The 21,182-nt window shown below is 65.7% G+C and carries 19 protein-coding genes; 14 read left to right on the top strand and 5 right to left on the bottom strand.

Annotated features, from left to right (window positions below):
• Positions 1–154: 154 nt before the first annotated feature.
• Entirely contained in the window at positions 155–1,405 is a 1,251-nt protein-coding gene (locus tag ACOABP_RS10735) for an MFS transporter (RefSeq protein WP_474224953.1), read from the bottom strand.
• A 397-nt stretch (positions 1,406–1,802) separates the two neighbouring features.
• Between ACOABP_RS10735 and uvrA the strand changes: the two genes are divergently transcribed.
• Positions 1,803–4,667: an excinuclease ABC subunit UvrA gene (gene uvrA / locus ACOABP_RS10730; protein WP_474224952.1), complete on the top strand. Its 2,865-nt coding sequence runs from the start codon at positions 1,803–1,805 to the stop codon at positions 4,665–4,667.
• Positions 4,668–4,724: 57 nt separating this feature from the next.
• Here uvrA and ACOABP_RS10725 read toward each other — a convergent pair whose 3' ends face one another.
• On the bottom strand, positions 4,725–6,401 hold the full coding sequence (locus tag ACOABP_RS10725; RefSeq protein WP_474224951.1) for a Na/Pi cotransporter family protein: 1,677 nt from the start codon (positions 6,399–6,401) through the stop codon (positions 4,725–4,727).
• A 145-nt stretch (positions 6,402–6,546) separates the two neighbouring features.
• The gene (locus tag ACOABP_RS10720; RefSeq protein WP_474224950.1) at positions 6,547–7,119 is read right to left on the bottom strand and encodes an adenine phosphoribosyltransferase; all 573 of its coding nucleotides are present in this window, start codon (positions 7,117–7,119) and stop codon (positions 6,547–6,549) included.
• Between the two features lie 119 nt (positions 7,120–7,238).
• Here ACOABP_RS10720 and ACOABP_RS10715 point away from each other — a divergent pair, with 119 nt between their 5' ends.
• Together ACOABP_RS10715 and ACOABP_RS10710 are read left to right on the top strand one after the other, a co-directional pair.
• Positions 7,239–7,817, top strand: coding sequence for a DJ-1/PfpI family protein (locus ACOABP_RS10715; protein ID WP_101680002.1), 579 nt, complete (start codon positions 7,239–7,241; stop codon positions 7,815–7,817).
• Between the two features lie 45 nt (positions 7,818–7,862).
• On the top strand, positions 7,863–8,279 hold the full coding sequence (locus ACOABP_RS10710) for a ribbon-helix-helix domain-containing protein (RefSeq protein WP_066739661.1): 417 nt from the start codon (positions 7,863–7,865) through the stop codon (positions 8,277–8,279).
• 27 nt (positions 8,280–8,306) lie between these two features.
• On the opposite strand, the gene ACOABP_RS10705 is transcribed toward ACOABP_RS10710, so the two are convergent.
• A complete protein-coding gene (locus ACOABP_RS10705) occupies positions 8,307–10,286 on the bottom strand; it encodes a monovalent cation:proton antiporter family protein (protein ID WP_474224949.1) in 1,980 nt (659 codons plus the stop codon).
• Between the two features lie 149 nt (positions 10,287–10,435).
• On the opposite strand from ACOABP_RS10705, the gene ACOABP_RS10700 reads away from it, so the two are divergent.
• The 11 genes from ACOABP_RS10700 to ACOABP_RS10650 all read left to right on the top strand — a co-directional run bounded on the left by ACOABP_RS10700 (position 10,436) and on the right by ACOABP_RS10650 (position 19,948).
• Positions 10,436–11,419, top strand: a complete 984-nt coding sequence (locus tag ACOABP_RS10700; RefSeq protein ID WP_474224948.1) for a KpsF/GutQ family sugar-phosphate isomerase — start codon at positions 10,436–10,438, stop codon at positions 11,417–11,419.
• 3 nt (positions 11,420–11,422) lie between these two features.
• On the top strand, positions 11,423–12,052 hold the full coding sequence (gene lptC / locus ACOABP_RS10695) for an LPS export ABC transporter periplasmic protein LptC (protein WP_474224947.1): 630 nt from the start codon (positions 11,423–11,425) through the stop codon (positions 12,050–12,052).
• Positions 12,053–12,116: 64 nt separating this feature from the next.
• Positions 12,117–12,761, top strand: a complete 645-nt coding sequence (lptA, locus tag ACOABP_RS10690) for a lipopolysaccharide transport periplasmic protein LptA (RefSeq protein ID WP_474224946.1) — start codon at positions 12,117–12,119, stop codon at positions 12,759–12,761.
• Positions 12,762–12,784: 23 nt separating this feature from the next.
• The gene (lptB, locus tag ACOABP_RS10685; protein WP_066739674.1) at positions 12,785–13,585 is read left to right on the top strand and encodes an LPS export ABC transporter ATP-binding protein; all 801 of its coding nucleotides are present in this window, start codon (positions 12,785–12,787) and stop codon (positions 13,583–13,585) included.
• 177 nt (positions 13,586–13,762) lie between these two features.
• Positions 13,763–15,244 carry an RNA polymerase factor sigma-54 gene (locus tag ACOABP_RS10680; protein ID WP_474224944.1) on the top strand — a complete coding sequence of 494 codons (1,482 nt, stop codon included), beginning with the start codon at positions 13,763–13,765 and terminating at the stop codon, positions 15,242–15,244.
• Between the two features lie 50 nt (positions 15,245–15,294).
• Complete coding sequence (gene hpf, locus ACOABP_RS10675) at positions 15,295–15,648, top strand: ribosome hibernation-promoting factor, HPF/YfiA family (RefSeq protein ID WP_066739680.1); 354 nt, start codon at positions 15,295–15,297, stop codon at positions 15,646–15,648.
• Positions 15,649–16,147: 499 nt separating this feature from the next.
• Positions 16,148–16,603: a PTS IIA-like nitrogen regulatory protein PtsN gene (gene ptsN / locus ACOABP_RS10670; protein WP_066739687.1), complete on the top strand. Its 456-nt coding sequence runs from the start codon at positions 16,148–16,150 to the stop codon at positions 16,601–16,603.
• Between the two features lie 68 nt (positions 16,604–16,671).
• On the top strand, positions 16,672–17,643 hold the full coding sequence (gene hprK / locus ACOABP_RS10665; RefSeq protein ID WP_092603200.1) for an HPr(Ser) kinase/phosphatase: 972 nt from the start codon (positions 16,672–16,674) through the stop codon (positions 17,641–17,643).
• Between the two features lie 196 nt (positions 17,644–17,839).
• Positions 17,840–18,184 carry a PsiF family protein gene (locus ACOABP_RS10660; protein WP_474224943.1) on the top strand — a complete coding sequence of 115 codons (345 nt, stop codon included), beginning with the start codon at positions 17,840–17,842 and terminating at the stop codon, positions 18,182–18,184.
• Positions 18,185–18,323: 139 nt separating this feature from the next.
• A complete protein-coding gene (gene rapZ, locus ACOABP_RS10655; protein WP_474224942.1) occupies positions 18,324–19,238 on the top strand; it encodes an RNase adapter RapZ in 915 nt (304 codons plus the stop codon).
• Positions 19,239–19,294: 56 nt separating this feature from the next.
• Positions 19,295–19,948 carry an LON peptidase substrate-binding domain-containing protein gene (locus ACOABP_RS10650; RefSeq protein WP_474224941.1) on the top strand — a complete coding sequence of 218 codons (654 nt, stop codon included), beginning with the start codon at positions 19,295–19,297 and terminating at the stop codon, positions 19,946–19,948.
• Between the two features lie 76 nt (positions 19,949–20,024).
• On the opposite strand, the gene mutY is transcribed toward ACOABP_RS10650, so the two are convergent.
• A complete protein-coding gene (gene mutY / locus ACOABP_RS10645) occupies positions 20,025–21,176 on the bottom strand; it encodes an A/G-specific adenine glycosylase (protein WP_474224940.1) in 1,152 nt (383 codons plus the stop codon).
• Between the last annotated feature and the right edge of the window lie 6 nt (positions 21,177–21,182).

Raw genomic sequence — 21,182 nt, 5'->3', positions numbered from 1 at the left:
AATTGTGAGTTGAGACCGACGGGCCGGCGACCCGCGTCCCCACCGTAAACGACATCACGCGCCGTTCGGAGGCTCCGTCGGGCGCGTGTCGAATGCTACCGCTGATACGGGGAAAAAGCGTGTCGGGCTTTTGCGGATAGGTGAAAAAGTGTGTCTAAGCCGCCACTGCCGGGGCGCCATCCTTGCTGCGGGCCGGCGGCGCCTTCATGCTCCAGGCGATTATAAGCCAGACCAACAGCACCGCCGCGCAGCCCACGAACACCGCCGGGCGGCCTTCGTGCTTGAGCAGCCAGCCGCCCACCACGCCGCCCAGGAACAGGCCCATCGCCTGCGTGGTGTTGTAGACGCCGAGTGCCGCGCCCCGGCTGGCGGCCGCGTAGCGCGACACCAGCGACGGCTGCATGGCTTCCAGTACGTTGAACGCCACGAAGAACAGCAGCAGCACGCCGACGATCGGCCACAGCCCGTGAACGGTGGCGAACATCAGCTGCACGGCAGTCATCAGCGCCACCGACGCCAGCAGCACCGGGCGCACCTTGCCGTAGCGCTCGGCGGCCATCATCGGCGCCAGCATCAGCAGGAACGACACCAGCACCACGGGCAGATACACCTTCCAGTGCTGGTCCAGCGGCATGCCGGCGTCGCTGAGCATCGCCGGCACCACCATGAACATCGCCACCTGGCTGGCATGAAGCGCCAGCACGCCCACGTTCAGGCGGATCAGGTCGGCATTGAGCAGCACCTTGCGGAACGGCAGTTGCACTGGATGCGGCGGCGGCGGTGTCGGCACCAGGAACAGCGTCACGCCGATGGCCAGCACGCCCAGCACGCCCATCAGCCCGAAGATGCCGGACATGCCGATGCTGTGCAGCAGCGGCGAGGCAATCACCAGCGACAGCGCGAACGTCAGGCCGATGCTGCCGCCAACCATCGCCATGGCTTTTGTTCGATGCCGCTCGCGCGTCAGGTCGGCGATGCAGGCCGTAATGGCCGCCGAGATCGCGCCCATGCCCTGCAGCGCACGGCCGACGGTGATGCCGGTCAGCGTGTCGGCATAGGCGGCGATCAGCGCACCGGCCACGAACAGCAACAGGCCGGCCACCATCACGGGCTTGCGGCCCACGCGGTCGGACAGCCAGCCCAGCGGGATATGCAGGAAGGCCTGCATGAGGCCATAGATGCCCATCGCCAGGCCCACGCGCTGGGCGTCGTACCCGTCGGGCAGCGTCCGCGCGTATTCGGCAAAGACGGGCAGGATCAGAAACAGTCCCAGCATGCGCAGGGCGAAGATGCTGGCCAGCGACAGGCTGGCGCGCAATTCGCCCCGGGTCATGCGGTCGCGCACGGGTTCGGCGCGGGTGGACTCGTTGGAAAGACTTGGTGTGGAAGGGGGGTTCGACGGCATTGCGGTCGTATGTGGAATTCTGGCTCGGTCGCTGGCTCGGTCAGCCTGGCAGCTTCGACACGCAATGGCGCCCGCAAGTTGCCCGGACATTGCCTTGTCTGGCATCGCAGACATCCATGCAACAGACGTTGCCGCGATGCCCGCGACCCCGCCGGCACCTCGCCGTCTAAAGCCCGTTTGGCGCCGGGCAACCCCGGAAACCGAAGTTCGGTATATTAGCAGGTTTGCTTCTCGCGCTTGTTCCATCACGTCCGGCTTCGGCCTGGCGCGAAATGTGCGCGAAGCGGCAGGTTGGCGCCCTTTTGCGGGGCGCCCCGGGCATCTGGCCAGGCACATCGAATTTCCGCGGGACCGACCTGCCCCACCGCAGGCCGCCCACCGGGCGAATGAACGGTATATGGAAGAAATCAAGATCCGTGGGGCGCGTACCCACAACCTGAAGAACATCAACCTGGACCTGCCGCGCAACAAGCTCGTGGTGATCACGGGCCTGTCCGGCTCCGGCAAGTCCTCGCTGGCGTTCGACACGCTCTACGCCGAGGGCCAGCGCCGGTACGTCGAATCGCTGTCCGCCTACGCCCGCCAGTTCCTGCAACTGATGGAAAAGCCCGATGTCGACCTGATCGAAGGGCTCTCGCCCGCGATCTCGATCGAGCAGAAGGCCACGAGCCACAACCCGCGTTCCACGGTCGGCACGGTCACCGAGATCCACGACTACCTGCGCCTGCTCTACGCCCGCGCCGGCACGCCCTACTGCCCCGACCACAATATCGCGCTGCAGGCCCAGAGCGTGTCGCAGATGGTGGATGCCGCACTGGCGCTGCCCGAAGACACGAAGCTGATGATCCTGGCGCCCGTGGTGTCCGACCGCAAGGGCGAGCATTCCGACCTGTTCGACTCGATGCAGGCGCAAGGCTTCGTGCGCTTCCGCATCCGCTCGGGCGGTGGCACGGCCCACGAGGCCGAGACCAGGGTCTACGAGGTGGACAGCCTGCCGAAGCTCAAGAAGACCGAGAAGCACTCGATCGACGTGGTGGTGGACCGCGTGAAGGTGCGCGCCGACATCAAGCAGCGCCTGGCCGAATCGTTCGAAACCGCGCTGCGCCTGGCCGATGGCCGCGCCATTGCGCTGGAGATGGATACCGGCCACGAGCACGTGTTCAGCTCGCGCTTTGCGTGCCCGATCTGCTCGTATTCGCTGCAGGAACTGGAACCGCGCCTGTTCTCGTTCAACAACCCGATGGGTGCCTGCCCGCACTGCGACGGCCTGGGCCAGATCACGTTCTTCGATCCGAAGCGCGTGGTGGCCTTTCCGAACCTGTCGCTGGCGTCGGGCGCCATCAAGGGCTGGGACCGCCGCAACCAGTTCTACTTCCAGATGCTGCAGAGCCTGGCGGCGTTCTACGAATTCGACACCGAGACCGCGTTCGAAGACCTGCCTGCCGAAGTGCAGCAGGTGGTACTGCACGGCTCCGGCGAGCAGGAAATCCCGTTCACGTACATCAACGAGCGCGGCCGCACCACGGTGCGCTCGCATGCGTTCGAGGGGATCATCCCGAACCTGGAGCGCCGCTATCGCGAAACCGATTCGGTGGCCGTGCGCGAGGAACTGGCCAAGTACCAGAACAACCAGGCCTGCCCGGCCTGCCACGGCACGCGCCTGCGCACCGAGGCCCGCCATGTGAAGATCGGCGAGGACGAACAGGCGCGCGCGATCTACGAGATCAACGGCCTGCCGCTGCGCGACGCGCTGACGTGGTTCCTGACGCTGAACCTGCACGGCGCCAAGCGCGAGATTGCCGACAAGATCGTCAAGGAGATCTCGGCACGGCTGAACTTCCTGAACAACGTGGGGCTCGACTACCTGTCGCTGGAGCGCAGCGCCGACACGCTGTCGGGCGGCGAGGCGCAGCGCATCCGGCTGGCCTCGCAGATCGGCTCGGGCCTGACCGGCGTGATGTACGTGCTGGACGAGCCGTCGATCGGCCTGCACCAGCGCGACAACGACCGCCTGATCGGCACGCTCAAGCACCTGCGCGACATCGGCAATTCCGTGCTGGTGGTGGAGCACGACGAGGACATGATCCGCGCCTGCGACTACGTGGTGGACATCGGCCCCGGGGCCGGCGTGCATGGCGGGATGATCGTGGCCGAAGGCACGCCCGCGCAGATCGAGCAGTCGCCGGCATCGCTGACCGGCCAGTACCTGTCGGGCCAGCGCAGCATCGAGGTGCCGAAAAAGCGCGCCGCGCCCGACGAAGAGCGGCTGCTGCGCATCGTCAACGCCACGGGCAACAACCTGCGCAACGTGTCGGCCGAGATCCCGGTGGGCCTGCTGACCTGCGTGACCGGCGTGTCGGGCTCGGGCAAGTCCACGCTGATCAACGACACGCTCTACAACGCCGTCGCGCGCCACCTGTACGGCTCGACGGCCGAACCGGCGCCGCACGACCAGATCGAGGGGCTGGAGAACTTCGACAAGGTCATCAACGTCGACCAGAGCCCCATCGGCCGCACGCCGCGCTCGAACCCGGCCACCTACACGGGCCTGTTCACGCCGATCCGCGAACTGTTTGCCGGCGTGCCGGCGGCCAAGGAGCGCGGCTACGATCCGGGCCGGTTCTCGTTCAACGTCAAGGGCGGCCGCTGCGAGTCGTGCCAGGGCGACGGCGTGATCAAGGTGGAGATGCACTTCCTGCCCGACGTCTACGTGCCGTGCGATGTCTGCCACGGCCAGCGCTACAACCGCGAGACGCTCGAAGTGCTGTACAAGGGCAAGAACATCTCCGAGGTACTGGACCTGACCGTGGAGCAGGCGCACGAATTCTTCAGCGCCGTGCCCGTGGTGCGCCGCAAGCTGCAGACGCTGCTGGACGTGGGCCTGGGCTATATCCGGCTTGGACAATCGGCTACGACGCTATCGGGCGGCGAGGCGCAGCGGGTGAAGCTGTCGCTGGAGCTGTCCAAGCGCGACACGGGCCGTACGCTTTACATCCTCGACGAGCCGACCACGGGGCTGCATTTCCATGACATCGAACTGCTGCTGGCCGTCATCCAGAAGCTGCGCGACCATGGCAATACGGTAGTCATCATCGAGCACAACCTCGACGTCATCAAGACGGCCGACTGGCTGATCGACATGGGACCGGAAGGCGGCGCGGGCGGCGGCCAGGTGATCGCCAAGGGCACACCCGAGACCGTGGCGGCCAGCAAGGCGAGCTTTACCGGCAAGTACCTGGCACCGCTGCTCAAGCAGAAATAAGGAAAGACAGGGCCGCGGCCGTCCAGGCGGACGGCGCGGCGGGCACGGCAGGTACCGCTAGCGTGCCTCCGCCACATCGCCAATCTTGTCCGGCGTGTCTTCCTTCATGCGGCTGCGGTTCATCAGCCCGGCCTGCTCCAGCACCGGATAGGCGGTGGCGCAGAACAGCGAGTTGAGCCGCTTCATTTCGCTGATCACGTCCAGGTGCAGCGAACTCGTTTCAATGCTTTCGACGGTCTGCACGGCCACGCGCTGCAGGTGCGAGCGCGCGTACTTGCGCTCCAGGTCGCGGAAGTTGGCCTTCTCGGCCATCAGCTGCTGCGCGCTGCGGATATCGCCGGTCAGGAACACCGACAGACCCAGCCGCAGGTTGCCCACCACGCGCGCGTGCATCTCGGCAATTTCGTGCATGCCGGCCTCCGAGAACGACAGGTTGTGCGCGATCTTCCTCTCGCGGGCATCGACGATGACTCGCTCGATCAGATCCCCCGCATGCTCCAGGTTGATGGTCAGCGAGATGATCTCGGTCCAGCGCTGCCCGTCGCGCTCGTCCAGCGCCTCGGTGCTGATCTGGGTCAGGTAGAGCTTGATCGCGGTGTACAGGTCGTCCACCTCGTTGTCGATCCGGCACGTGGCGTTGGCCAGCTTCAGATCGTTGGTGCGCAGCACGCGTAGCAGGTTGTCCAGCATCAGCTCCACGCGGTCGCCGATGCGCAGCACCTCGCGGGCGGCGTTGGACAGCGCCAGCGTGGGCGTGGACAGCGCGGCGGGGTCCAGGTGGCGCGGCGTCACCTGGCTGTCGCCCGTGTTGCGGCCGGGCAGGATGGCTTCGCACAGGCGGGCCAGCGGTGCCGTGGCGCCCAGCAAGACCACGGCCAGCGCCACGTTGAACAGCAGGTGGAAATTGACGATCAGCCGCTGCGGGTCGGCATCGAAATGGGCCAGCAGGTCCTCGGCCTGGGTCAGCAGCGGCAGCGCGATCACGCAGCCAAGCAGCCGCGACAGCAGGTTGCCCAGCGTCACGCGCTTGCCGGGCTGGTTGTTGCCCGACGTGGTCAGCAAGGCCGAGATGCCCGATCCCAGGTTGGCGCCCAGCACCAGCGCCATCGCCACGTGGATCGACACCACGCCGGCCGACGCCAGCGCGCCGCAGAACAGCACCACGGCCAGGCTCGAATAGCAGAGGATGGTCAGGAAGGCGCCGATCAGCATGTCCAGCGCGGCATCGCCGGTCAGGGTGCTGAACAGCACCTTGACGCCGGCAGCCTGCACCACCGGGCGCGTGGCGATCGAGATCAGCTCCAGCGCCAGCGTGATCAGGCCCAGCCCGATCAGCACCCGGCCCACATGTCCGGCCTTGTTGCCCTTCCAGCTCAGATGCAGGATCACACCGACGAAGATCAGCAGCGGCGACAGCCATGACAGGTCGAGCGAGAACACCTGCACCATCACGGCCGTGCCCACGTTGGCGCCCAGCATGATGGCCAGCGCCGGGGCCACGGCGATCAGGCCCTGGCCCACGAACGAACTGACGATGACGGCGGTGGCATTGCTGCTCTGCACGAGCCCGGTCACGCCCAGGCCGGCGACAAATGCCTTGAAACGGTTCGACACGCTGGCGGAGAGCACGTGGCGCAGATTGGCGCCGTACACGCGCAGGATGCCGACCTTGACGATGTTGGTGCCCCAGACCAGGAGCGCCACGCCGGAGAGAAGATGAAGCAGTACGCCCATTGTGCGTCCCTTGTGACCGGTGCCGGCGGGTGGCAGGAGGCGTGCCGCCCGGTCATCGCGTTGTTATCAAGGGGGCATTATGCGCCCCGCTGTCACACGGGGCAATTGGACGGGGTCTGACGCCCGCTGAAGCGTTGCGTCGGCGTCAGTGCCCTTCGAACTTGCAGACCGTGAACAGCGGCAGGCCGCTGCCATGCAGCAATTTCGATCCGCCCAGCTCGGGCAGGTCGACGATTGCCGCACCCTCCACCACGGTGGCGCCCAGGCGTTCCAGCAGCTTGCGGCCGGCCATCATGGTGCCGCCCGTGGCGATCAGGTCGTCGATCAGCAGCACGCGGTCGCCGGCCTTGCAGGCGTCGGCATGGATTTCCACGGTGGCGCTGCCGTATTCGAGTTCGTATTCCTCTGCCACGGTCTGGAACGGCAGCTTGCCCTTCTTGCGGATCGGCACGAAGCCCAGGTTCAGCTCGTACGCGATGATCGAGCCCAGGATGAAGCCGCGCGCGTCGATGCCGGCCACCAGGTCCAGTTGCTGGTCCATGTAGCGATGAACGAACACGTCGATCAGCACGCGCAGCGTCTTGGGGTCCTGCAGCAGCGGCGTGATATCGCGAAACTGGACGCCGGGCTGGGGCCAGTCCGGCACGGTGCGGATGCGGTCACGCAGGTAGCCGGTGACATCGCCGAGATCGGGGGACTGAATGATGGGATCTGCCATGGGAATCTGTCTGGAATGAGTTCATGCGGTAACGGGCTACCACCCGCGCCCCGCCTTGCCGCCGCACAATGGCCCGGCTGCTTGGGCGTCCGCAACCCGTAACCATACAGGAGACAGCTATGGCAAAGAAGATTCTGATGCTGGTCGGCGATTTTGCCGAGGACTACGAGACCATGGTGCCGTTCCAGGCACTGCAGATGGTGGGCCACACGGTCCACGCGGTCTGCCCCGACAAGAAGGCCGGTGACGCCTGCGCCACCGCCATCCACGACTTCGAGGGCGACCAGACCTATACCGAGAAGCGCGGCCACAATTTCACGCTCAATGCCACCTTTGCCGACGTCAACCCGGCCAGCTACGACGCGCTGGTGATCCCGGGCGGCCGCGCGCCCGAATACCTGCGCCTGAACGACCGGGTGATCGAGATCGTGCGCCACTTCGCCCAGGCCAACAAGCCGATCGCGGCGGTCTGCCACGGCGCCCAGCTGCTGGCCGCCGCCGATGTGCTGGAAGGCCGCACCTGTTCCGCCTACCCGGCCTGCGCCCCCGAAGTGCGGCTGGCCGGCGGCAAGTACGCCGATATCCCGGTGGACCAGGCCCATACGGACGGCAACCTGGTGACGGCCCCGGCGTGGCCGGCACATCCGGCCTGGCTGGCACAGTTCCTTGCCGTGCTGGGAACGCGGATCGTAGAGTAGAGGCTTCCGAACGCGGCCACCCGGCCGCGGCTCACGGGAGTTCGCATGTGTGAAATCTTCATCCGGGCCAATCCGGATTCGTACCAGACCCAGTCGCGGTCGCTGCGCCTGCACGGCGTGGCGACCAGCATCCGGCTGGAAACGCTGTTCTGGGAAGTGCTGGAAGAGCTGGCGCAGCGCGACGGCATGAGCGTCAACCAGTTGCTGGCGCGGCTGCACGACGAACTGGCCGAGCATCGCGGCGAGGCGTCGCTGTCCGCCAACTTCGCCTCGTTCCTGCGAGTGTGCTGCATGCGTTACTTATTGCTGCAGAACGAGGGCCGCATCCCCGCCGATACCAATGTGCCGATCCGGTCACTGGATGCGCGCGCGGTGCTGAGTGACCTGCCCGCCTCGTGGGTCGATGGTGGCGGCCCGCGCCGTCCGGCAGCCCAGGACGGACGGCAAACCCGCACCGCCTGACCGGCTCCGCCCGGGAAATTCGGGCGATTACTGCCGCACCAGCCGCTCTTCCGCCGATTCCAGCGCCTCCGGCGTGCCGCGCAGCACGACGATGTCGCCCGGTTCCAGCACGGTCTCGGGCTGGGGATCGAAGGCCCGGATGCCACGCCGGCGCACAGCGGTGACTTCCACGCCGATGCGCTCCAGCCCCAGCGTGCCCAGGCGCCGCCCCACCGCCGTATGTTCGGGCCCGAGCGATACCGAATGCAGCCGCACCGTATCGCGCTCGACCATGTCGTCCTCGTCGTCGCGGCCATGGAAGTAGCCGCGCAGCAGGCTGTAACGCGCATCGCGCGCCTGCTGCACGCCGCGCACCACGCGCCGCATCGGCACGCCCAGCAGCACCAGCGCGTGCGACGCCAGCATCAGGCTGCCCTCGATGATCTCCGGCACCACCTCGGTGGCCCCGGCCTTCTGCAGCGTATCAAGCTCCGAATCGTCCACCGTCCGCACGATCACCGGCATGGCGGGCGCCAGTTCCTGCACGTGGTGCAGCACCTTCACCGCCGACGGCGTATTGGCGTAGGTAATCACCACCAGCGCGGCCCGGTGGATACCGGCGGCGATCAGCGATTCGCGCCGCCCGGCGTCGCCATAGACCACGGTATCGCCGGCCGCTGCGGCCTCGCGTACCCGGTCGGGGTCCAGATCGAGCGCCACATAGGTAATGCCCTCGCGCTCCAGCATATGCGCCAGGTTCTGCCCGCTGCGGCCATAGCCACAGATGATGGCGTGCTTTTCGGTCTGCAGGCTCTGGGCGGCGATACGGGTCATGTTCAGCGACTGCATCAGCCATTCGTTGGCGGCAAAGCGCAGCACGATGGCGTCGCTGTACTGGATCAGGAACGGCGCGGCCAGCATCGACAGCAGCATCGACGCCAGGATCACCTGGATCAACACCGGGTCCACCAGCCCCATGCCGTCGATCTGGTTCAGCAGCACGAAGCCGAATTCGCCTGCCTGCGCCAGCCCCAGGCCGGTACGGATGGCCACGCCCTGGCGCGACCCGAACAGCCGCGCCAGCCCGGTGATCAGCACCAGCTTGAACAGGATCGGCACCACCAGCAGGCCCAGCACCAGCCAGATATGGTCGAACACCACGCGCACGTTCAGCAACATGCCGATGGTGACGAAGAACAGCCCCAGCAGCACGTCGCGGAACGGCTTGATGTCTTCTTCCACCTGGTGGCGGTACGGGGTCTCGGAGATCAGCATGCCGGCCATGAACGCGCCCAGCGCCATCGACAGGCCCAGCCGCTCGGTCAGCGCGGCCATGCCCAGCGTGACCAGCAGCAGGTTCAGCATGAACAGTTCCTGCGACCGGCGCGCCGCCACAATGTGGAACCAGCGGCTCATCAGCTGCTGCCCGACAAAGAAAATCAGGCCCAGGGCCACCACGATCTTGACCGTGGCCAGCCCCAGCGCCCAGGCCAGGTCGCCCGGGTCGCGCGACAGCGCGGGGATGATGATCAGCAGCGGCACCACGGCCAGATCCTGGAACAGCAGCACGCTGATGATGTTGCGGCCGTGCTCGCTTTCCAGTTCCATGCGCTCGGACAGCATCTTCACGACGATGGCCGTCGACGACATGGCCAGTGCGCCGCCCAGCGCCACCGACGCCTGCCAGGTCAGCGGAAACGCCCAGCTGAACAGCCAGCTGGCCGGCAGCACGGCCAGCAGCGAGAGCACCACCTGCGACCCGCCCAGCCCGAACACCAGCCGCTTCATGGCGCGCAGCTTGCTCAGGCTGAACTCCAGGCCGATCGAGAACATCAGGAAGACCACGCCGAATTCCGCCAGGTACTTGGTCTGGCCCGTATCGCTGGCCAGCCCCAGCGCATGGGGGCCGATCAGGATGCCAACCGCCAGGTAGCCCAGCATGGGCGGCAGTTGCAGCATGCGGAAGGCCACCACGCCAAAAACGGCGGCGGCCAGCAGCACAAGGGTCAGTTCCAGCGGAGAATGCATTCGGCAGGCTTCAAAAACGCCGGCCGGGCACGCGCCTGAGCCGGCATCTGCACCCCGCCGGCAAAAGACGGCAAGCGCGGCGGTCGTCACGGCTGCCGGGCGGATTGCCGGGCCAGACGCCATCGCATTCGTTGGTATACTCCAGCGCCATGATAGCCAATTTCGATGCGAATCGAGCACTCGAGCTCGCTCGCCACACCCTCCAGATCGAGGCCGACGCCGTTTCGGCGCTGGCCGGCCGCCTGACCCCCGCCTTTACCCGGGCCGTCGAGATGATTCTCGGCTGCACGGGCCGCGTGGTGGTCTCGGGCATCGGCAAATCCGGCCATATCGGCCGCAAGGTGGCCGCCACGCTGGCGTCCACCGGCACGCCGTCGTTCTTCGTCCATCCGGCCGAGGCCAGCCATGGCGACCTCGGCATGATCACGCGCGACGACGTGCTGATCGCCTTCTCGAATTCCGGTGAAACGGCCGAACTGCTGTCGATCGTCCCGATCGTCAAGCGCATCGGCGCCGGCCTGATCTCGATCACCGGCAACCCCGAATCGAACCTGGCCAAGCTGTCGGATGCCCATCTGGACGGCGCCGTGGCGCAGGAAGCCTGCCCGCTGAACCTGGCCCCCACCGCAAGCACCACGGCCGCGCTGGCCCTGGGCGATGCGCTGGCCGTGGCCGTGCTCGATGCGCGCGGCTTTGGCGAGGAAGACTTCGCCCGCTCGCACCCGGGCGGCGCGCTGGGCCGCAAGCTGCTGACCCACGTGCGCGACGTCATGCGCAGTGGCAACGCGGTGCCGGAGGTGCGCGAAAATACGCCGCTGGCCCAGGCCCTGATGGAAATCACGCGCAAGGGCATGGCCATGACCGCCGTGGTGGATCCCGACGGCCGCGCCGTGGGCGTGTTCACCGACGGCGACCTGCGCCGCCTGCTGGAAACCCCGCGCGACTGGAAGACCGTGCCGATCGGCGAGGTCATGCACCACAATCCGCGCACGGTCCATCTGGACCAGCTTGCCGTGGAAGCCGTGCAGATCATGGAAACGAACCGCATCAACCAGCTGCTGGTCGTCGATGGCGACGGCCGCCTGGTGGGCGCGCTCCATATCCATGACCTGACGCGCGCCAAGGTCATCTGAACGATGCCGGACTTCCTGTCCAGACTCACCGGCCTGATCATGCGGCTGCTGCCGCTGCTGCTGATGGCCATCGTCGCCGGCAGCACGTTCTGGCTGGTGCAGCTGAACTCGCCGCGCGAGGCCAGCGAGCAGTCGCGCGCCAAGCGCCATGAGCCCGACTACTGGATGGAGCGCTTCTCGTCCACCGAGCTGGCCGAGGACGGCACCACCAAGCTGCGCTTCACGGGCGTGAAGATGGTGCACTTCGAGGACGACCAGACCTACGAGGTGACCACGCCGGCCATGCGCTCGTACGAGCCGGACCGCCCGCCCGTTACGGCCAACTCCGACCGCGGCACCATGAACGCCGAGGGCTCGATCATCGATCTCTACGGCAATGCGTTCGTGGTCCGTCAGGCCGGCGTCGACCCGTCCAAGGACCCGCGCATGACCGCGGCATCGCAATACTTCCAGTTGCTGGTCAATGACGACATCGTCAAGACCGACAAGGCGGTACAGCTGACGCGCGGCCCGTCGGTCATGAATGCAAACGGCATGATCTTCAACAACGTCACCCGCGAAGTACAATTGCTGGGTAACGTACGCGGCACGATCATCATGAACTCGCCGCAGGGGCAGGCCAGGACCCAGTGACCCCGGGGGACGCAAACGCTCCGGCGCATCCTGGCCGCCGTCTTTATCTCACCACTCGCCAAACATGACTGCATCCCTGACGACATCGCCCTGTCGCCGCCTCGCGCCCGCCCTGCTGGCTGCCATCGCCGCTCTCGGCCTGACGCTGGCCGCGCCGGCCTTTGCCGAACGCGCCGACCAGGGCAAGCCGCTGGTGCTGGAGGCCGACAACGCCAGCTACGATGACGTCAAGCAGATCTACACCCTCACGGGCAACGTGGTGCTGACCAAGGGCACGATGGTGCTGAAGTCCGACGCGGCCGAATTGCGCACCGACCCCGAGGGCTACCAGTACGCCATCGCCACGGCCAAGCCCGGCCATCAGGCGTATATCCGCCAGAAGCGGGATGGCGTGGACGAGTACATCGATGGCTGGGGCGACCGCATCGAATACGACGGCAAGTCCGAGATCAACAAGCTGATCGGCCATGCCCGCGCGGCGCGCGTGTCCGGCGTCGGCGCGAAGATCATCGACGAAATCCGTGGCGCGGTAATTACCTACGACAGCCGCAACGAGTATTACACCGCCACCGGTGGCGACGCCAACACCACGGCCGGCAATACGTCGGGCCGCGTGCGCGCGGTGCTGTCGCCCCGCGCGGACGCCAGCGCCCCGGCCGCGTCCAGCGCGCCGCTGGACCTGAAGCCGTCCACCGCGCCCAAGCCTTAACGTTTTACCTCCAGCCAGTCCTGATGAACGATACCGCCACGCTCGCCGCCTCTGCCCCGTCCAACGCATCCGCCGTCCGCACCGACAGCAGCACACTGGTCGTGCGTCACCTGAAGAAGCGCTACGGCACGCGCACGGTGGTCAAGGACGTATCGCTCGATGTGAAAAGCGGCGAGGTGGTGGGGCTGCTTGGCCCCAATGGCGCGGGCAAGACCACGTCGTTCTACATGATCGTGGGCCTGGTGGCGCTGGACGAGGGCGACATCGTCCTCGACGACGAGCACATCAGCGGCCTGGCCATTCACGAACGCGCCCGCATGGGCCTGTCCTACCTGCCGCAGGAAGCGTCGGTCTTCCGCAAGCTCAACGTGGAAGAGAATATCCGCGCGGTGCTGGAGCTGCAGCTGGAGAACGGCAAGCCGCTGCCGAAGGCCGAGATCGAACGCCGCCTGGATTCGCTGCTGGACGACCTGCAGATTGCCCACCTGCGCAACAACCCCGCGCTGTCGCTGTCGGGCGGCGAGCGCCGCCGCGTGGAAATCGCCCGTGCGCTGGCGTCGTCGCCGCGCTTCATCCTGCTCGACGAGCCGTTTGCAGGCGTGGACCCGATCGCCGTAGGCGAAATCCAGCGGATCGTGAGCTTCCTGAAGGCGCGCAATATCGGCGTGCTGATCACCGACCACAATGTGCGCGAAACGCTGGGCATCTGCGACCACGCGTACATCATCAGCGAAGGCACCGTGCTGGCCGCCGGCCAGCCCGAGGAAATCATCGCCAACGAGTCGGTGCGACGCGTCTACCTGGGCGAAAACTTCCGCATGTAAGCCCCCGGCCGCCCTTGCGGCCGCTCTTCCGACGGGCCATCCGGCACGTCATCGGCAGGTCATTTCTACCGCACTTGCCAACGGTTTTTCCAAAGCCGTTTCCGATCAGGAAGCCGAAGCGATAGGTTGTAGCAAATTCCGTTCCAACAACGGAAAGATGCGCATAGAATAGGTCGCATGAAACCTTCGCTTCAGCTCCGCCTCTCCCAGCATCTGGCCCTGACGCCGCAACTGCAACAGTCCATCCGGCTGCTGCAGCTTTCCACGCTCGAACTGCAACAGGAAGTGGAACAGGCGCTGACGGAAAACCCGCTGCTTGAACGCGAGAACGACTGGATCGAAAGCCCGCTGCGCGTGGCGGCGGACGGCTCCGTCAACCTGCAGAGCGCCCCGGCGCCGGCCCCGGCCGAGCCGCAGGCCAACGGTGACGACCGCGCCGAGCACGCGGCTGGCGGCGACGAAGAAGGTTTTAGCGATTCCGCGAGCGAAGACTATGGCAGCGACTGGAGCCTGGACGACTTCGCTCGCCGTCCGCAGAACGACGAAGACGAAAAGACGCCGATGCAGTTACGCGATGCGGACCCCACGCTGCGCGAATACCTGATGGAACAGCTGACGCCGCTGAAGATTTCGGCGCGCGACAAGGGCCTGGCCATTTTTCTGATCGAATCGCTCGACGACGACGGATACCTGAGTGCGTCACTCGAGGAAATCTGCACCGAACTGCCCGAAGAGCTGGAATTCGAGATCGAGGAAGTGCAGGCCATGCTGACGCTGCTGCAGAGCTTCGATCCGCCGGGCGTGGGCGCGCGCAATGCCGCCGAGTGCCTGAGCCTGCAACTGAAGCGGCTGCAGCATCCGCAACGCGAACTGGCCCTGTCCATCGTCAACCATCATCTTGAACTGCTGGCCGTAAGGGATTACACGCGTCTCAAGAAAGCGCTGCAGGTTGACGAAATTGCACTAAAGGCGGCGCACGATCTGATCCGCTCGCTGGCACCGTACCCGGGGCATGCGTACAGCCGCCCCGAAGCGGATTTCGTGGTGCCCGACGTGTTCGTGCGCAAGAGCGGCAGCAGCTGGATTGCACAGCTGAATCCGGACGTCATGCCGCGCCTGCGCATCAACGACATGTACGCGCAGATTTTGCGCGGTGCAAAAGGAGAAGCGGGTGCGGCGGGCCTGCAGCAGAAGCTGCAGGAAGCCCGGTGGCTCATCAAGAACATTCAGCAGAGATTCGACACGATCCTGCGTGTGGCGCAGGCAATTGTGGAGCGTCAGAAGAACTTCTTTTCGCACGGCGAAATAGCAATGCGCCCCTTGGTTTTGCGGGAAATAGCCGATACACTCGGTTTACATGAGTCGACCATTTCCCGGGTGACTACGAACAAATACATGGCCACGCCAATGGGTACTTTCGAGTTGAAGTACTTCTTTGGTAGCCACGTCTCCACGGAGACGGGCGGCGCGGCCTCATCCACGGCGATCCGCGCGCTGATCAAGCAACTGATAGGAGCCGAAGACCCCAGGAATCCTCTTTCCGACAGCCGCATCGCCGAATTGCTGGGCGAACAGGGCTTTGTGGTCGCACGCCGCACGGTGGCCAAATACCGCGAAGCGCTGAAGATCCCCGCAGTGAATCTCCGCAAGTCTTTGTAGCCGAGCCGCAACCGCCTGCCTGGTGCGGCTCTTTCAGAAGGAGAAGCGCTATGAACTTCAAGATCAGTGGACACCACCTCGACATCACGCCGCCGCTGCGTGAGTATGTGGAAACGAAACTGGAGCGAATTGTCAGACATTTCGATCAGGTCATTGGCGTGAGCGTGCTGCTATCTGTCGACAACCACAAGGAAAAGGACAAGCGTCAGTACGCGGAAATCAATCTTCATCTCAAGGGCAAGGACATCTTCGTCGAAGCGCACCATGAAGACCTGTACGCCGCGATCGACTGTCTGGTCGACAAGCTCGACCGGCAGGTGATCCGCTACAAGGACCGCGTGCAAGGCCATGACCGGGAAGCGGTCAAGTACCAGATGGCTGAAGCCCAACTACAGCAACAATAGGCTGGCAACCCGTGAACTGCCCCTCCAGGTGGACTTGAACATCCCCCGAAAGGACTGATAGGAAGAGAGCAAAGCCGCGCAGATGCGCGGCTTTTTTGATGGGTGCACGCTCCCGGCAGGCCGAAACTCTCCGTTACCTTCGCGCCACGGCAGAAACCATTTGATTCACCGGGGGTGTTCGCATCTTGCGCGGCTCGGTGTATGCTGCGCCATACAATAACGACAGGCAGAACGGTCCCGGTGACCCGCACGGCATACCGCATGACGGAAGATCATGCAGGCGCTGGCGGCAATACCCGGGTGGGCAATCCGGCCGGCCAACCGCGGCACCACCCGCGGCGCCGGCGCTGCAGCGCACAAGCGCGCTGTAGCCCTGCTCTATAATGAGCCGGACGCTCCAATGCGTGCGTCCACCAAGCACTCGATATCCTGAATTGCCCCATCCGGCGGGACGGCATTTGTGCGCCGTATCGCCAACCTGACTTCTCGTGCATCGCCCATGAATCGTTTGGCCAAATTGCTGCCACCCGGCAACATCCACCTCGACGTCACCGTCACCAGCAAGAAGCGGGTCTTCGAGCAAGCCGGGCTCCTGTTCGAGAACAACCATGGTGTGGCCCGGGCCACCGTCACGGACAACCTTTTCGCGCGCGAATCGCTTGGCTCGACTGGCCTGGGTGCCGGCGTGGCCATTCCGCACGGCCGCATCAAGGGCCTGAAGCAGCCGCTGGCCGGCTTCATGCGCCTGGCCGAACCGATTCCGTTCGAATCGCCCGACGGCAAGCCGGTCTCGCTATTGATTTTCCTGCTGGTGCCCGAACAGGCCACGCAGCAGCACCTCGAAATTCTCTCGGAAATCGCACAATTGCTGTCGGATCGCGAGATGCGCGAAGGCCTGGCCACGCTGCCCACGCCCGAAGCCGTCCACCAGTTGCTGACCGAATGGCATCCGTGACGATCCGCCGGCTGGCCTGGCTGGCCGGCTGAAGCCATACCCCGCCCCCTCGTAGAAAGTCATCCCGCATGGAACTCACCGGCGTCACCTCGCAGTCGATCTTCGACGACAACGCAGCCGACATCAAACTGTCGTGGGTCGCCGGTCTGGAAGGGGCCGACCGTGCCTTCGATGTCGAATTCGCTCGCGAAGCCACTTCGGCCGCCGACCTGGTGGGCCACCTGAACCTGATCCACCCGAACCGGATCCAGGTACTGGGCAAGCCCGAGATCCAGTATTACCAGCGACTGGACGACGAACCGCGCAAGCGCCAGATGGGCGAGCTGATCCTGCTGGAGCCTCCGTTCCTGGTGGTGGCCGATGGCATGGAGCCCCCGCCCGACCTGGAATTGCGTTGCACGCGCTCGTCGACCCCGCTGTTCACGACGCCGGTGTCCTCGGCGGCCGTGATCGATCACCTGCGCCTGTACCTGTCGCGCATCTCGGCACCGCGCGTGACGATGCACGGGGTGTTCCTCGACATCCTGGGCATGGGCGTGCTGATCATGGGCGAATCGGGCCTGGGCAAGAGCGAACTGGGTCTGGAACTGATCTCGCGCGGCCATGGCCTGGTGGCCGACGATGCCGTCGATTTTGTCCGGCTGGGCCCTGATTTCATCGAAGGCCGCTGCCCGCCCCTGCTGCAGAACCTGCTGGAAGTGCGCGGCCTGGGCCTGCTCGATATCAAGACGATCTTTGGCGAAACGGCGGTGCGCCGGAAGATGAAGCTCAAGCTCGTGGTGCAACTGGTGCGCCGCAACGACGGCGAGTTCGAGCGGCTGCCGCTCGATTCCCAGTACCTCGATGTGCTGGGGCTGCCGATCCACATGGTGAAGATCCAGGTGGCAGCCGGCCGCAACCTGGCCGTTCTGGTGGAAGCCGCCGTGCGCAACACGATCCTGCGCCTGCGCGGCATCGACACGCTGCGCGACTTCATGGACCGCCAGCGTGCTGCCATGCAGGCCGACGTGGTGTCGCGGGGCCAGGGTCGCCTGCTCTGAGCCATCGCCGCACCCAAACCGTGCAAACGCCCGCTTCACGCGGGCGTTTTTCATTTGCTTACAAGCCTGGCGCGACCCCTCGTCAACGAACTGCTGGTGGACGCCGTTTTGTGCTGTAATGGGCGCCGAGCCCATGTTCCGCCAGACGCCGGCATGGCGCGCGGCCACGATGTGTTTCCACAGCCAGGAGAGAAGCATGAAGAAGCTGATCGCGATGTGTGTGCTGGTTACCCCCCTGTTCGCCACGGGCGCGTTTGCCCAGGGCGCTTCGGCCCCGGCCGCTGCCGAGAAGTCCGGCAAGACCGCGCAGCAGGAAAAGATGGCCGCCTGCTCCAAGGCCAACAAGGGCAAGAAGGGCGACGAATACAAGAAGGCACAGAGCGAGTGCCTGTCGGGTAGCGGCCCCGCACCGGCAGCCGCCGCCGAGCCGAAGACCCAGCAGGAAAAGATGGCCGCCTGTTCCAAGGCCAACAAGGGCAAGAAGGGCGACGAATACAAGAAGGCGCAGAGCGAGTGCCTGTCGGCCAAGCCGGCAACCTGATCGGCCCATGGCAGCCCGATAGGCGACCCGCTTACGGCGATTTCCCCCGCGAAAATGGCGAATCCTCTGCGATTCGCCATTTTTGTCTGGGACAACCTGTCATGACGCGGTTACCTTGCGGTGCTATCCTTGCGTCGCTATGCGGATCATTCTCATCACCGGAATTTCCGGCTCCGGCAAGTCTGTCGCCCTGAACGTCCTGGAAGATGCAGGCTACTACTGCGTCGACAATCTGCCGGCCCAGTTCATCCCCGAGCTTACGGCCTATCTGGCCGACCAGGGGTACTCCCATCTTGGCGTGGCCACCGACATTCGCAGCCGCGAGTCGCTGGCGCGGCTGCCGGACACCGTCCGCGAGCTTTCCGCCCATCACCAGGTGCAGGTGCTGTTCCTGACGGCGAATACCGATGCGCTGGTGCAGCGCTATTCGGAGACGCGCCGCCGCCACCCGCTGTCGACGCGCGTCGGCGACGGGCCGGGGGCTGTCCAGGAAGGCGCCAACGCAGCCAGCCCCGGCGCAACGGTCAGCACGTCGCTGATCGAGGCCATCGAAATGGAACGCGAGTTGCTCAGCCCGTTGTCCGAGTCGGCCCATCGCATCGATACCAGCAATGTGCGCACCAACACGCTGCGCAGCTGGGTCAAGGAGCTGATCCGCAACGACAGCGCCAGCGGCCAGTCGCTGACGCTGCTGTTCGAATCGTTCGGCTTCAAGCACGGCGTGCCTAGCGATGCCGACATGGTGTTCGATGTGCGCTCGCTGCCAAACCCGTACTACGACCTGGCCCTGCGGCCGCTGACCGGCCGCGACGCCCCGGTGATGGACTTCCTGCAGGGCCAGCCAATGGTGCTGGCGATGGCCGAGGACATCCGCGCCTATGTCGAGAAGTGGCTGCCGAGTTTCATTGCCGACAACCGCAGCTACCTGACCGTGGCCATCGGCTGCACGGGCGGCCAGCATCGCTCGGTGTTCATTGCCGAACGACTCGCCAACTATTTCCGGGCCCATGGTAATGTGCTGGTCAGACACCGCGAATTGGCCCCGGCCGGCTGACACGCGGGCTTGAGGGACGGCCCCGGCGCCGTCCCGCCACTGGAGCGGCCCATCGCATGTCGACACTTTCCCCCGACACCGCATCCCCCGGCGCCATCATCGAGGCGCTGCCGCTGTTTCCCCTCAATACGGTACTGTTCCCCGACGGACGCCTACCGCTGCGTGTGTTCGAGAAGCGCTACGTCGACATGGTGCGCAACTGCATGCGCGATGGCACGCCGTTCGGCGTCTGCCTGATTTCCAGTGGCGACGAGGTGGCGCGCCCGGGCCAGGACACGGTACCCGAGGAAATCGGCTGCCTGGCGCAGATCGTCGACTGCAACATGGAACAACTGGGCGTGCTGCTGATCGAGACGCGCGGACGGCACCGCTTCCGCGTCCTGTCGCACGCCACGCGCGACGATGGCCTGCTGGTGGCCCAGGCCGAAGTGCTGCCCGGGGATGTCATCGACTGCAAGCTCGAACTGCTGAGCGAATGCCTGGAGGCGCTGCGCCGCATCGTGGCATCGGTGCATAGCGAACAGCCCGACAAGTCCAGGCTGCCGTTTGCCGAGCCCTATCTCTGGGACAACCCCAGCTGGGTTGCCAACCGGCTCTGCGAGCTGCTGCCGGTGCCGCTCAAGGCCAAGCAGATGCTGATGGCACTGCCCGATGCCGGCATGCGCATCGAGATCGTGCATCGCTACATGCGGCAGCATCACATCGTCTGATTGCCGTTCGAGCGCTCCAAGCGCATCGTGGCCATCAAGGCCGTCAGATCGTCAAACCCTTCAGAAACACAGGGATTCAGAAAAGTCCGATGCGCGCCTGGTCTTCGAGCAGGCGCCGCACAGGTGCGGGCGTGCCCAGCGCGTCCAGGTCGTCCAGCGACAGCCAGCGCGTCTCGCCATTGGCACGCAGCGTTGCCGCGTCCAGGTCCACGCGGATCGCACGGATCAGCAGGCGGAAATGCGTGAAGACGTGTGTGAGTTCGCCCGTCAGATGCGCGCGGACGGGCTGGCCGAATTGCCGCGCCGTCTCCAGCGCGGCATCCTCGGCGGCTTCGGCGTCGAACGGCAGGCTGTCCACCGCCATCTCGGGCAGGCTCCACAAGCCACCCCAGATGCCGCTGCCAGGTCGCAGATTGACGAGTACATCGCGCCCATGGCGCACGATCAGCATCACGGTGCTGCGTTCGGGAATCGCGGCACGCGGCTTGGGTGTCGGCAGCAGCGCCGTCAGGCCGTCCCGGCGGGCCACGCAATCCACGGCAAGCGGACAGCTATCCGCATCGCCCAGGCACGCCGGCTTGCCACGCGAGCAGATCGTCGCGCCCAGATCCATCAATCCCTGCGTATAGGCCACCATGTCTTCGGCCTGATTCTGGCCGGCGGGCGGCAGCGCCTGTTCGGCCAGCGCCCACATGCGCGTCTCGATGGCGCGCTCGCCGGGATAGCCATGGATACCGAACACCCGCGCAAAGACGCGCTTGACGTTGCCGTCGAGGATGGGCGAACGCACGCCTGCGCTGAAGGCGGCAACGGCCGCCGCCGTCGAGCGCCCGATACCCGGCAAGGTGACCAGCACGGCCGGATCGGTCGGAAACACGCCGCCGTGGTCTTCCATGACCACCTTCGCGCACCGATGCAGGTTGCGCGCACGCGAGTAGTAGCCCAGGCCGGCCCACAATGCCATCACCTCGTCGGCCGGCGCAGCAGCCAGCGCGGCCACGGTGGGCAGTGCCGAGACAAAGCGCTGGAAGTACTCGATCACGGCCGCCACCTGGGTCTGCTGGAGCATGATCTCCGAGAGCCAGATGCGGTATGGGTCGCGCGTGTTCTGCCACGGCAGGTCATGCCGGCCATGCTGGCGCTGCCAGGTGACCACACGCATGCCGAAATCGGCAGGCACGGCGGTTTCATCAAGGAGCACGGGAGCGGCGGCAGGCTTGCGGGGCATTGCGGG

It is taken from the genome of Cupriavidus sp. HE11 (genome assembly GCF_056097175.1).
The sequence above is the reverse complement of the archived record's forward strand: the minus strand, read 5'-3'. Positions and strand labels throughout refer to the sequence as shown.

Coding starts and splice junctions, on each gene's coding strand:
- lptA (WP_474224946.1), top strand. CDS start 12,117: ATGACTGCATCCCTGACGACATCGCCCTGTCGCCGCCTCGCGCCCGCC.
- ACOABP_RS10710 (WP_066739661.1), top strand. CDS start 7,863: ATGTGTGAAATCTTCATCCGGGCCAATCCGGATTCGTACCAGACCCAG.
- ACOABP_RS10660 (WP_474224943.1), top strand. CDS start 17,840: ATGAAGAAGCTGATCGCGATGTGTGTGCTGGTTACCCCCCTGTTCGCC.
- ACOABP_RS10650 (WP_474224941.1), top strand. CDS start 19,295: ATGTCGACACTTTCCCCCGACACCGCATCCCCCGGCGCCATCATCGAG.
- ACOABP_RS10715 (WP_101680002.1), top strand. CDS start 7,239: ATGGCAAAGAAGATTCTGATGCTGGTCGGCGATTTTGCCGAGGACTAC.
- lptB (WP_066739674.1), top strand. CDS start 12,785: ATGAACGATACCGCCACGCTCGCCGCCTCTGCCCCGTCCAACGCATCC.
- ACOABP_RS10700 (WP_474224948.1), top strand. CDS start 10,436: ATGATAGCCAATTTCGATGCGAATCGAGCACTCGAGCTCGCTCGCCAC.
- ACOABP_RS10680 (WP_474224944.1), top strand. CDS start 13,763: ATGAAACCTTCGCTTCAGCTCCGCCTCTCCCAGCATCTGGCCCTGACG.
- hprK (WP_092603200.1), top strand. CDS start 16,672: ATGGAACTCACCGGCGTCACCTCGCAGTCGATCTTCGACGACAACGCA.
- ACOABP_RS10735 (WP_474224953.1), bottom strand. CDS start 1,405: ATGCCGTCGAACCCCCCTTCCACACCAAGTCTTTCCAACGAGTCCACC.
- ACOABP_RS10725 (WP_474224951.1), bottom strand. CDS start 6,401: ATGGGCGTACTGCTTCATCTTCTCTCCGGCGTGGCGCTCCTGGTCTGG.
- ACOABP_RS10720 (WP_474224950.1), bottom strand. CDS start 7,119: ATGGCAGATCCCATCATTCAGTCCCCCGATCTCGGCGATGTCACCGGC.
- ptsN (WP_066739687.1), top strand. CDS start 16,148: ATGAATCGTTTGGCCAAATTGCTGCCACCCGGCAACATCCACCTCGAC.
- mutY (WP_474224940.1), bottom strand. CDS start 21,176: ATGCCCCGCAAGCCTGCCGCCGCTCCCGTGCTCCTTGATGAAACCGCC.
- uvrA (WP_474224952.1), top strand. CDS start 1,803: ATGGAAGAAATCAAGATCCGTGGGGCGCGTACCCACAACCTGAAGAAC.
- rapZ (WP_474224942.1), top strand. CDS start 18,324: ATGCGGATCATTCTCATCACCGGAATTTCCGGCTCCGGCAAGTCTGTC.
- ACOABP_RS10705 (WP_474224949.1), bottom strand. CDS start 10,286: ATGCATTCTCCGCTGGAACTGACCCTTGTGCTGCTGGCCGCCGCCGTT.
- hpf (WP_066739680.1), top strand. CDS start 15,295: ATGAACTTCAAGATCAGTGGACACCACCTCGACATCACGCCGCCGCTG.
- lptC (WP_474224947.1), top strand. CDS start 11,423: ATGCCGGACTTCCTGTCCAGACTCACCGGCCTGATCATGCGGCTGCTG.